Raw genomic sequence first — 11943 nt, forward strand, 5'->3', positions numbered from 1 at the left:
AGGAGTTACCGATGCAAAAGGAAAGGCCAGTTTATCTGGATATTCAAAAGATACGATTACCCATTCCGGGTATTGTATCTATTTTTCATCGTTTCAGTGGTGTGGCACTGTTTATCTGTATTCCGGTTTTATTGTGGCTGTTTGCAGGTACGCTGTCCCATGAATCTGCGTTTAATACTTATCAAGCATTAGTACACCATCCTTTGGTTAAGTGCATTCTTTTTGTGCTGTTGCTGGCCTACGTTTATCACAGTCTGGCCGGTATTCGCTTTCTGCTTCTGGATATACATAAAGGTACAGAACTGAAAACAGCACGAGCTTCTGCCAAAGCTGTGGTGGTATGTGCAATTGTATTGACCGTTATTATTTATGGAGCGTGTTTATTATCATGATAGACCGTAAATTAGCTGGCGCGCACTATGGCTTGCGCGACTGGATTATGCAGCGCATCACCGCTGTCATCATGCTGGTGTATTCAGTGCTGTTTTTAATCATGATCATCTGTTTACCCCATACTTATCAGGATTGGCGCTGTTTTTTTAGCCTGACTTGGGTGCGCTTGGTGACTCAGATATTTGTGCTGGCACTGGTGATGCATGCCTGGATTGGTATTCGTGATTTATGGATGGATTACATTAAACCGGCGGGGTTACGCCTGTTTTTACATGTGGCTACTATTTTATGGCTGTTAGGCAGTCTGATTTATTCTGTTAAAGTGATTTGGGGGTTAGCATGAGTATGCCCAAGAGTTTGCCGGTACGTCGTTTTGATGCAGTAATTGTTGGCGGCGGTGGTGCAGGGCTTCGTGCGGCTCTGCAATTATCTAAAGCAGGTTTAAATACAGTGGTGCTATCTAAAGTTTTCCCAACTCGTTCGCATACGGTTGCTGCTCAGGGTGGTATTTCCGCCTCGCTGGGTAATGTGCAGGAAGACCACTGGAGCTGGCACATGTACGATACCGTAAAGGGTTCTGACTGGCTGGGTGATCAGGACGCAATTGAGTTCATGACTCGTCGTGCACCTGATGCGGTGGTAGAGCTGGAACACATGGGTATGCCATTTGACCGTGTTGAATCCGGCAAAATTTATCAGCGTCCTTTTGGCGGGCATACTGCCGAATTTGGTAAAAGAGCAGTGGAGCGTGCTTGTGCCGTGGCTGACCGTACTGGCCATGCCATGCTGCATACTTTGTATCAGCAAAATGTTCATGCTGAAACTCAGTTTTTTGTAGAGTGGGCAGCGCTGGATCTGATTCGGGATTCAGAGGGTGTAGTCATTGGCGTCGTTGCCATGGAAATGGAAACTGGTGAAGTTTACATCCTGCATGCTAAGGCTGTGCTTTTTGCAACTGGCGGTGCCGGTCGTATTTATGCTTCCTCTACTAATGCCTATATGAATACCGGCGATGGACTGGGGATTGCAGCTCGTGCAGGTATTCCATTGGAAGACATGGAGTTTTGGCAGTTCCATCCTACAGGCTTGGCCGGTGCTGGTGTGCTGATTACTGAAGGTGTACGTGGTGAAGGTGGAATCTTGCTAAACAGTGAAGGTGAGCGTTTTATGGAACGCTATGCGCCTACTGTAAAAGACTTAGCATGCCGCGATGTGGTGTCTCGTGCTATGGCTATTGAAATTCATGAAGGCCGTGGTGTCGGTAAAAATAAAGATCATGTTTTGCTAAAAGTGGACCACTTAGGTGCGCAGAAAATTATGGAAAAATTGCCGGGTATTCGCGAAATTTCCATTCAGTTTGCCGGTGTGGATCCGATTAAAGACCCGATACCGGTGGTACCAACCTGTCACTATATGATGGGTGGTATTCCGACTAATTATCATGGTCAGGTAGTTATGGCCAAAGGTGATGATCTGGAAGCTCCTGTACCTGGTTTTTATGCTGCAGGTGAGTGTGCATGTGCATCTGTGCACGGAGCCAACCGTCTAGGCACTAATTCTTTACTTGATTTGGTGGTGTTTGGTAAAGCGGCCGGTGACCACATGATTGAGTATATTAATCAGCAGGTTGCTCATCGTGAATTGCCAGCTGATGCCGGTGAGAAAACTTTGGCACGTCTCAGCCGACTGGAAAATCAGACGAATGGTGAAGAAGTGTCTGATGTTCGTACTGATTTGCAGCGTTGTGTACAGTCGCATGCTGGTGTATTCCGCACCGATGCCTTACTAAAAGAAGGCGTAGATAAAATCAATGAGATTGCTACTCGTGTGGCTAAATCTCAGATTCATGATAAGAGTAAGGTTTGGAATACAGCACGACTAGAAGCGCTGGAACTGGATAACCTGATTGAAGTGGCTCAGGCTACGCTGGTTTCTGCTGCTGCACGTAAAGAATCACGTGGTGCTCATGCTTCTGATGATCACCCTAAACGTGACGATGAAAATTGGATGAAACACACATTGTATTACGCAGAAGATCAGCATCTGGAATATAAACCAGTACACACTAAACCTTTGAGTGTGGAATATATAAAACCGGCTGAACGCGTTTACTAAGGAACTATCAAGATGGAAAAAATCCGCTTCCAGGTGTACCGCTATAATCCCGATGTGGATGCTAAGCCGTACATGAAAGATTATGAACTTGAAATTGAACCAACAGATGTCAAGCTGCTAGATGCGTTGATTAAACTGAAAGCACAGGACGATAGTCTGTCTTTCCGTCGCTCCTGCCGTGAAGGTATCTGCGGTTCGGATGGTATGAATATCAATGGTAAAAACGGGTTGTCCTGCTTGACGGATATTCGTAGCCTGAAGCAGCCGATTGTGTTGAAACCTTTGCCGGCCTTACCGGTCATCCGAGATTTGATTGTTGATTTTACGCAGTTTTTTAATCAATATCATTCTATTAAACCTTATCTGGTTAATGATACAGCAGCACCAACGCGTGAACGCTTGCAAACACAGGCTGAGCGTAAGGAGCTAGATGGTCTTTATGAATGTATTCTTTGTGCTTGTTGTTCAACTTCTTGCCCTTCATTTTGGTGGAATCCAGATAAGTTTGTAGGACCCTCTGGTTTGCTCAATGCTTATCGTTTTATTGCCGATACTCGTGATACGCGTACTAATGAACGGCTAGATAATCTTAATGATCCATATCGCTTGTTTCGCTGCCACACGATTATGAATTGTGTGGATGTTTGTCCGAAACACCTTAATCCGACTCGAGCTATAGGCAAGATTAAAGATTTAATGTTAAGAAGAGCAATTTGATGCAACATTTTGATGATAATGCCAAACGCCGCATTCGTTGGTTAGCTCGCAGGGGTCTGCTGGAATTAGATATTATTCTAGGCAGATTCATGACACAGGTTTTTGACCATTTGTCGGATAGTGAGCTGGCAGCTTTTGTGGCGTTAATGGATTTGCCGGATCCGGAAATTCTGGCATTAATCAATAAAGCGGAAGAATGTGCGTACCCTGAATTTGAGCCTGTTTTGGAAAAAATCAGACAGGCTGAGAGGTTGTGAAACGCCTTACTTTTGTTAATGTATTTAAGTTTAGATTATTTAAATAGAAAAATTGAAAATTAAGGAGTTAGGGATGACCAAGAACGCTATACTCAACGTCGAGGGGCAAGAGCCTTTTGAAATGCCAGTGTTATCTGGTACGCTGGGGCCAGATGTGGTTGATATTCGTAAACTGTATGGCACTACCAACATGTTTATGTTTGATCCAGGTTTTACTTCAACCGCATCCTGTGAGTCGAAAATCACCTTCATTGATGGTGAAAAGGGGCAGTTATATTATCGGGGATATCCCATTGAGCAACTAGCAGAGCAGAGTGATTATTTGGAAACCTGTTATTTGCTTATCTATGGTGAATTACCTAATGCAGTCGAAAAACAGAAATTTGAACTGGGTGTTTTGCGTCATAACATGGTGCATGAGCAGTTAACCTGGTTCTTCCGAGGTTTTCGTCGTGATGCTCATCCGATGTCAATGATGGTGGGGGTTGTAGGTGCACTGGCGGCGTTTTATCAGGATAGTCTGGATATCAGCAATCCTGAGCATCGTCGGATCGCTGAATACCGTATGATTGCCAAGGTTCCGACACTTGCGGCCATGTGCTATCGCTATTCAAAAGGTTTACCTTTCAATTATCCGCGTAACAGTCTGTCTTATACTGGCAATTTCATGCATATGATGTTTGCCAAGCCAACTGAGGATTATGTGGTTAATCCTGTGCTAGAGCGTGCTTTGGACCGGATTTTTATTCTGCATGCTGATCATGAGCAGAATGCTTCCACTTCTACTGTACGTTTGGCCGGTTCGTCTGGAGCCAATCCCTTTGCCTGTATTGCAGCAGGTATTGCTTGTTTGTGGGGTCCGGCTCATGGCGGTGCCAATGAGGCTGTACTGAAAATGCTGGATGAGATTGGTGATGTATCCCGCGTTGAAGAATTTATGCAGGGAGTTAAAGAAAAACGTTATCGTCTGATGGGTTTTGGCCACCGTGTTTATAAAAACATGGATCCTCGAGCCAAAATCATGAAACAGACTTGTGATGAAGTGCTCAATGAGCTGGGTTTACACGATAGTCCTAAATTCAAGCTGGCAATGGCTTTGGAAAAAATCGCATTGGAAGACCCTTATTTCATTGAACGCAAGCTTTATCCAAATGTAGACTTTTACTCTGGTATTGTTCTGAGTGCATTGGGCATTCCTACAACGATGTTTACTGTTTTGTTTGCTCTTGCGCGAACAGTAGGCTGGGTTTCACATTGGCATGAAATGATTGCTGACCCACATCAGAAAATCGGCCGTCCAAGGCAGTTATATACTGGTGCCGGCCGTCGCGATTATCTACCTGTAGATAAACGCTAATTTGGTTGGTGTATTCAGGCAGCTTTTTAGCTGCCTGAAACATACTAATGCTTCATCCCCATGTGCTTACGTGGTGATCTGGAATCGGTATGTTGATATGCGGTAATCTGGAATCGGCATTCGATTCTCGAGTTGAATATTGGTAGGGGATAGTTATATTCCTGTTTTATAGTTTAAGGTAAAAAAGGGTTTTTACCATGATGGAAGAAAAAACCAGTCTTTCTTATTTATACGGTGCCAATGCTCCTTATATAGAGGAGTTATACGAGAGCTACCTGAAAGATAGAGATTCAGTTGATGAATACTGGAAAGATTATTTTGACAAAGTGGCTGCTTTGCCGGGCTACGTTGCCAAAGATATACCGCAATTACCGATTCAAGAATCGTTTGTAAATCTGTCCAAGCAGCATGGTGCTGCACAGGGCAGTGTTGATTTAAATATGTTGCAAAAGCAAGTATCAGTTTTAAATCTGATGAATGCTTATCGTATTCTGGGCAGCCGTAATGCAAATCTGGACCCATTGAAACGGCGTCCAAAAGAATATCTGGCTGAGCTGGATCCGGCACAGTACGGCCTGACTGCTGCCGATATGTCTACTAAATTCTATACTGGCAGTGATTTCTCCCGCAGCCAGCAGCTGCCTTTGTCTGAAATTATAAATAAACTGGATCAGACATATTGTGGTACGGTTGGTGTGGAATTTATGCACATTACTCGTCCGGATGAGCGTAACTGGGTGCAAGATCGTGTAGAAAAAGATTTATCTGCCGGTAGTTATACTCCTGAACACAAACGCCGTATTCTCAAGCAGCTTACTGCTGCTGAAACCCTAGAGCGCTACCTGCATACTCGCTACGTGGGTCAAAAACGTTTTTCTCTGGAAGGCGGCGAAAGTACTATTGTTGCGCTGGATTATCTGATGCAGCATTGTGGCAGTCAGGGTGTAGAAGAAGTCATGATTGGTATGGCGCACCGTGGCCGTTTGAACGTGCTGGTTAACATCCTAGGCAAAGAACCTCGCGATTTGTTTAGCGAGTTTGAAGGTAAATATACTACGACGCTACCAAGTGGTGACGTGAAATACCATATGGGCTTCACATCTGACTTGGCTACTGGTAATGGTCCGCTGCATGTTTCTCTGGCATTCAATCCATCTCATCTGGAAATTGTGAATCCGGTTGTGGAAGGTGCTGTGCGTGCACGCCAGAAACGCCGTGGGGAATCTGGTCGTAAAGCAGTATTACCGGTATTGATTCATGGTGATTCTGCGTTCATTGGTCTGGGTGTGAATCAGGCTAATTTCAACCTGTCTCAAACCCGTGGTTATACCACCGGTGGCACGATTCATATTGTGATTAATAATCAGATTGGTTTTACGACTTCTGATTTACGCGATACCCGCTCTACCGTGTACTGCACTGATTTGGCTAAAATGGTTGATGCGCCGATTTTCCATGTAAACGGTGATGATCCTGAAGCAGTGAGCTATGTAATGGGACTGGCGATGGATTATCGTAAGTCTTTCGGCAAAGATGTAGTTGTGGATATCGTTTGCTTCCGCAAACTGGGCCATAACGAGGGTGATGACCCGATGCTCACGCAGCCTATGATGTACAACAAGATTCATCAGCATCCGGGTACCCGTGCATTGTATTCAGACCGTCTGGTAAATGAAAATGTGATTAGCAAAGAAGCAGCTGATGGAATGATTCAGGCTTATCGTGATGCGCTGGATAAAGGTGAGCATGTAGAACAGACCACGCTGACTGATTACAACCACAAGCACGCTGTAGACTGGACACCATATATTGGTACTCACTGGAATCATCCGGTAGAAACCGGTATTCCTGAGGCCGATATTAAACGTCTTACTGCTAAATTTACTGCGCTGCCTGAGGGCTTTACGCCACATAATACTGTTAAAAGAATGTTGGCTAACCGTGTTGCTATGGCTGAGGGTACGCAACCTGTTGATTGGGGTATGGCTGAAACACTTGCTTATGCAAGTTTAGTAACCAATGGTAATGGTGTACGTATTTCTGGTGAAGATTCCGGTCGCGGAACTTTCTCACATCGCCATGCTGTGCTGCATGATCAGAAACGGGAAAAAAGTGATGCTGGTGCTTACGTACCATTGCGTAACTTGAGTGATAATCAGGCTTCTTTCTTGGTTATTGATTCCATTCTGAATGAAGAAGCTGTATTGGCTTATGAATATGGTTTTGCTTGCAGTGCTCCAGATCGTTTAGTTATCTGGGAAGGTCAGTTTGGTGATTTTGCAAATGGTGCACAGGTTGCTATTGACCAATTTATCACTTCAGGTGAAACCAAATGGGGTCGTCTGTGTGGTCTAACTGTGATTTTACCGCACGGTTATGATGGCCAAGGTCCTGAGCACTCTTCTGGTCGTCTGGAACGCTGGCTGCAATTGTGTTCTGAAGAAAATATTCAGGTGGTAATGCCGTCTGAAGCTTCGCAGATGTTCCATGTGTTGCGTCGTCAGGTATTGCGTCCGTATCGTAAACCTCTAGTTATTTTCATGTCCAAACGTCTGTTGCGTTTCAATGAGTCTATGAGTCCGCTCAGTGATTTCACTGAAGGCCATTCTTTCCGACCGGTAATCGGTGATCAGGTTGAGGGCAATGAAAATACTGTTAAGCGTGTGATTCTGTGTGCCGGTCAGGTGTACTACGATATCAATAAAGCACGTATGGAACGTGATTTAGGCAAGGATATCGCGATTGTGCGTGTTGAACAGTTGTATCCTTTCCCTTACGAGCAACTGGCTGCTGAACTAAGCCGCTATCCGAATGCTACTGAAATTCTGTGGGCTCAGGAAGAACCGAAAAATCAGGGTGCATGGTTCCAGATCCGTCACCGCATTGAAGCGATTGCCAGCAGCAAGCAGAAAGTTATTTTTGCCGGCCGTCCTGCCAGCGCCTCTCCAGCTGTGGGCTATATGAGCAAACATGTTGCTCAGCTAAAACAATTGGTTGATGATGCTCTGGAATTGAAATAATCCGAATCTGTAATGAATAACCGGCCACCTGTGTGGTGGCCTTTGGCCCTTTTTTAGGAGTAATCCATGATTATTGATGTAACCGTTCCCATGCTTCCGGAAAGTGTGACTGAAGCCACTCTGATGACCTGGAATAAAAAAGTGGGTGAATTCGTACAGCGTGATGAAAACCTGATTGATCTGGAAACGGATAAAGTTGTGTTGGAGCTGCCTGCTCAGCAAGCAGGTAAGTTGGTCGAAATTATTGAAGCAGATGGTGCTACTGTGACTGCTGGTCAATTACTGGCCAAAATTGATACTTCAGCTACTGCTGAAGCATCTGCGCCAGCTGCCGCTGCTGCCCCTGCAGAATCTGCCCCTGCTGCTGCACCTTCAGCTCCTGCTGCACCGGCAAATCAGTCTCAGGCTGGTGTAGCTATGCCTGCAGCTGCTAAGCTGGCTGCGGAAAAAGGTGTAAATACTGCTACGATCCAAGGTTCTGGTCGTGATGGTCGTGTATTAAAAGAAGATGTTGCTGCTGCAGCATCTGCATTGGCTGCTGCTCCGACCATGGCTACTACTAAAGCTGCTACACCTGTGGCTGCCGGTGATCGTGTAGAACAGCGCGTGCCGATGTCTCGTCTGCGTTCACGTGTTGCTGAACGTTTGCTGCAGTCTCAGCATGAAAATGCGATTCTGACTACATTTAACGAAGTGAATATGAAGCCGGTTATGGATTTGCGTAACCGTTATAAAGAACAGTTCCAGAAAGAATATGGTATTAAACTGGGCTTTATGTCTTTCTTTGTTAAAGCTGCTGTGGCTGCGTTGAAGAAATACCCTGTGGTTAATGCTTCTATTGATGGCACTGATGTTGTTTATCATGGCTATTTTGATATTGGTATTGCTATTGGCAGTCCTCGTGGTTTAGTTGTGCCTATTTTGCGTGATGCAGATCAGATGAGCATTGCTGATATTGAGCAGGCCATTCATGATTATGCAGTTAAAGCTAAAGACGGTAAGCTGGCTCTGGAAGACCTGACTGGTGGTACATTCAGTATTACCAATGGTGGAACATTCGGTTCTATGATGTCTACACCGATTATTAATCCACCTCAGTCTGCTATTTTGGGCATGCATGCAACCAAAGAACGTGCAGTAGTAGAAAATGGTCAGGTAGTGGTACGTCCGATGATGTATCTGGCTCTGTCTTATGACCATCGTCTGATTGATGGCCGTGAAGCTGTGTTGACACTGGTAGCTATTAAGGATGCGCTGGAAGATCCTGCTCGCTTGTTGCTGGAACTGTAATTTGATTTGCTGGCTGCCGTATTCTCAAATTATGGCGGCTTGATGAAGATAAACCGTAATGCTGGCCACACCGAATCAAATGGCGTTTGTGCCACATTGCGGTTTTATTTTATCAGTCAGAAATATTCATGATTGAAAGGAATTTTAATGTCTCAATTTGACGTTGTGGTAATCGGTGCTGGTCCTGGGGGCTATGTTGCAGCCATTCGTGCGGCTGAGCTGGGTTTTAAAACTGCCTGTATTGATGCTGGTTTAAATAAAAAAGGGGATGGTCCGGCTCTGGGTGGTACTTGTCTAAATGTAGGTTGCATTCCTTCTAAAGCTTTGCTGCAGACCAGTGAGAATTACCATGCCGCGCAATCTGAATTTGCTGAACATGGTATTGATGTTCAGGTTAAGGGCTTTGATGCAAAAAAAATGATTGAACGTAAAGATGCTATTGTTAGTAAGCTGACAAATGGTATTGGTTTTCTGTTCAAAAAAGACAAAGTTGAAAGTATTTTTGGTAAAGGTTCTCTGGTTGGTCAGGCTGATGGTTTATGGCAGATTGAAGTAGATGCCAATGGTAACAAACAGCAGGTTACAGCTAAGCATGTAATTGTTGCTACTGGATCTGTACCGCGCCCGCTGCCAATTACTGAAATTGATAATATTAATGTATTGGATAATGAAGGTGCGCTGAATCTTGAAGCGGTACCAACTAAGCTGGGTATGATTGGTTCCGGTGTGATTGGTCTGGAAATGGGTTCTGTATGGAATCGTCTAGGCTCAGAAGTAACCATTCTGGAAGCAATGCCTACTTTCTTAGCTGCTGCTGACCAGCAGGTGGCAAAAGAAGCATTTAAGGTTTTCACTAAAGAGCAGGGTCTGAACATTCATCTGGGTGTAACGGTGAATGAAATTGTTAAAGCTGAAAACAGTGTAACGGTTAAATATACTGTTGGTGGTGAAGAAAAAACCGAGTCTTTTGATAAGTTAATTATTGCGATTGGCCGTATTCCAAATACCAATGGTCTGAATGCAGAGGGTGTTGGCCTGCAAAAAGACGAACGTGGTTTTATTGTAGTGGATGATGAATGCCGTACTAATCTGCCTAATGTTTGGGCGATTGGCGACGTAGTACGAGGCCCGATGCTGGCTCATAAAGCATCTGCTGAGGGTGTGGCCGTGGCTGAACGTATTGCTGGTCAGAAACCGTTTGTAGATATGAATACCATTCCTGCTGTGATGTATACTCATCCGGAAATCGCTTGGGTTGGTCAGACTGAGGAGCAGTTGAAAGCTGCTGGCGTGAAGTATAAAAAAGGTCAGTCTAGTTTTGCTGCAAATGGTCGTGCACTGGGTATGGGACAGGCAAAAGGTTTTGTTAAGATTCTAGCCGATGCGGAAACTGATCGTGTGCTGGGTGCACATATCATTGGGCCGGTGGCTTCTGAGCTGATTGCCGAAGCAGTAATGGCTATGGACTTTAAAGCCTCTAGTGAGGATATTACCCGTATTGTTCATGCCCATCCGACTTTGTCTGAAGCTATGCATGAGGCTGCTTCTTCTATTAAATAAATATTAGAAGTAAGTATCAACCGCATCCTCTGGGATGCGGTTTTTTTATCTTAATTATTACATTTGATTATATGTGTTTGTATTTTAAAGTTTTTTAAGTGGGATTTTGTTTATATTTACTGTAATATTCAGCGATGTGTGGTGATGGTCTGGATAATAATTGAGGAGAAATGTTATGCCCAGTAATTACAGTATTTTTTATGTTGATGAACCATTTAATGAGTATGCGGCGGGGGCGTTAATACAAAGAGACTATTTTTTTTATAATCAGCTGAAAACGTGGAAAACTCAGGATGAGCAATTTCTGTTTGATGATATTCATGCTAAAAAATATGATGTACGCGACGGTAGCGATTGGGAAGGAGTGTTAAAGCCACGTATTAAAGAGCGTTTAAACCGAGCAGATAATATTATTTTAATATTAAGTGAGGATACTTTTCAGTCACGCAGTTTGAAAGAGGAACTTGAATATGGAATCGGGCGTTTGAGGCTACCGGTAATTGTGATTTATACAGAAATACGCGAAAAGAAAGATATGCTGGTTAGTGGTAAAAATAATATGAATTTTAAGGTTCACTATTTCTGGAATAAGTTACCGCTTTTCAAAAAGTTAAAATCTCAGGTGCCGGTGTTGCATGTTCCATTCAATAAGGAAATGGTAGCTAAGGCGCTTAAAAAAAATAATTTTGTTAAAAATACCCACATTAAGCCTAATAATTATATGCTGACTATGTAAAGTGAGTTGGGTACTTGCATTATCCGAGCTGCTATTTAATTTATATTCAGTCTTCCCAGTGTCTTTTTACTTTATCTAGCGCTCTGCGGTCTCGTTTAGTTGGCCGACCATCGGGATATGCAGCACTTATCTGGCTGGCCTGTTTGAGGGCTTTGAGTTCTGCACGTTTGGTGGCAACGCTTTCGTCTTCACTGTAGAGTAAACGTGCTTCAGAGGCGGGTCGGCGCATATGATTGAGTTGCTGAACCTCAATTTTATAGGGCAATGAGTTAAGCGTCAGGTCTATACTGTCGCCTACCTGAATATTTTTACTGTTTTTCACTTTGGCTCCGTTTACCAAAACGCGTCCGAGCTCGATGTGTTTCTGAGCCAGGGCTCGGGTTTTAAAAAAACGTGCTGCCCATAGCCATTTGTCCAGTCGCATGCTGGTGGTGCTGGCATCGTTATTTCTGTTCATTTTTGGTGTGTCCTATATAGATGTGTTTTTTTAAATGATTT

The 11943-nt window shown here is 44.1% G+C and carries 11 protein-coding genes; 10 read left to right on the top strand and 1 reads right to left on the bottom strand.

Annotated elements, in window-relative coordinates:
- Positions 1 to 11: 11 nt before the first annotated feature.
- From sdhC to BHC43_RS02390, 10 genes are all read left to right on the top strand, one after another.
- On the top strand, positions 12 to 392 hold the full coding sequence (gene sdhC / locus BHC43_RS02345) for a succinate dehydrogenase, cytochrome b556 subunit (protein ID WP_100152105.1): 381 nt from the start codon (positions 12 to 14) through the stop codon (positions 390 to 392).
- Positions 389 to 736 (top strand): succinate dehydrogenase, hydrophobic membrane anchor protein, encoded by a 348-nt coding sequence (gene sdhD, locus BHC43_RS02350; protein ID WP_100152104.1) that lies wholly within the window; start codon positions 389 to 391, stop codon positions 734 to 736. The genes sdhC and sdhD overlap by 4 nt, the downstream gene beginning before the upstream one ends.
- 2 nt (positions 737 to 738) lie before the next feature.
- Positions 739 to 2508, top strand: coding sequence for a succinate dehydrogenase flavoprotein subunit (gene sdhA / locus BHC43_RS02355; protein ID WP_100141523.1), 1770 nt, complete (start codon positions 739 to 741; stop codon positions 2506 to 2508).
- A gap of 12 nt (positions 2509 to 2520) precedes the next feature.
- The gene (locus BHC43_RS02360; RefSeq protein ID WP_100141522.1) at positions 2521 to 3225 is read left to right on the top strand and encodes a succinate dehydrogenase iron-sulfur subunit; all 705 of its coding nucleotides are present in this window, start codon (positions 2521 to 2523) and stop codon (positions 3223 to 3225) included.
- A complete protein-coding gene (locus BHC43_RS02365) occupies positions 3225 to 3482 on the top strand; it encodes an FAD assembly factor SdhE (RefSeq protein ID WP_100152102.1) in 258 nt (85 codons plus the stop codon). Before BHC43_RS02360 ends, BHC43_RS02365 begins: the two co-directional genes overlap by 1 nt.
- 73 nt (positions 3483 to 3555) lie before the next feature.
- Positions 3556 to 4839, top strand: a complete 1284-nt coding sequence (gene gltA / locus BHC43_RS02370) for a citrate synthase (RefSeq protein WP_100141520.1) — start codon at positions 3556 to 3558, stop codon at positions 4837 to 4839.
- Positions 4840 to 5036: 197 nt separating this feature from the next.
- Positions 5037 to 7859: a 2-oxoglutarate dehydrogenase E1 component gene (locus tag BHC43_RS02375; RefSeq protein ID WP_100141519.1), complete on the top strand. Its 2823-nt coding sequence runs from the start codon at positions 5037 to 5039 to the stop codon at positions 7857 to 7859.
- 66 nt (positions 7860 to 7925) lie between these two features.
- Positions 7926 to 9149, top strand: a complete 1224-nt coding sequence (gene odhB / locus BHC43_RS02380) for a 2-oxoglutarate dehydrogenase complex dihydrolipoyllysine-residue succinyltransferase (protein WP_100141518.1) — start codon at positions 7926 to 7928, stop codon at positions 9147 to 9149.
- A 147-nt stretch (positions 9150 to 9296) separates the two neighbouring features.
- Complete coding sequence (lpdA, locus tag BHC43_RS02385; protein ID WP_100141517.1) at positions 9297 to 10709, top strand: dihydrolipoyl dehydrogenase; 1413 nt, start codon at positions 9297 to 9299, stop codon at positions 10707 to 10709.
- Positions 10710 to 10884: 175 nt separating this feature from the next.
- A complete protein-coding gene (locus tag BHC43_RS02390; protein ID WP_100141516.1) occupies positions 10885 to 11445 on the top strand; it encodes a TIR domain-containing protein in 561 nt (186 codons plus the stop codon).
- Positions 11446 to 11491: 46 nt separating this feature from the next.
- Here BHC43_RS02390 and BHC43_RS02395 read toward each other — a convergent pair whose 3' ends face one another.
- Complete coding sequence (locus BHC43_RS02395; RefSeq protein ID WP_180297410.1) at positions 11492 to 11902, bottom strand: RNA-binding S4 domain-containing protein; 411 nt, start codon at positions 11900 to 11902, stop codon at positions 11492 to 11494.
- Positions 11903 to 11943: the final 41 nt, after the last annotated feature.

The organism is Snodgrassella alvi, assembly GCF_002777855.1.
GTDB lineage: Bacteria > Pseudomonadota > Gammaproteobacteria > Burkholderiales > Neisseriaceae > Snodgrassella > Snodgrassella alvi_E.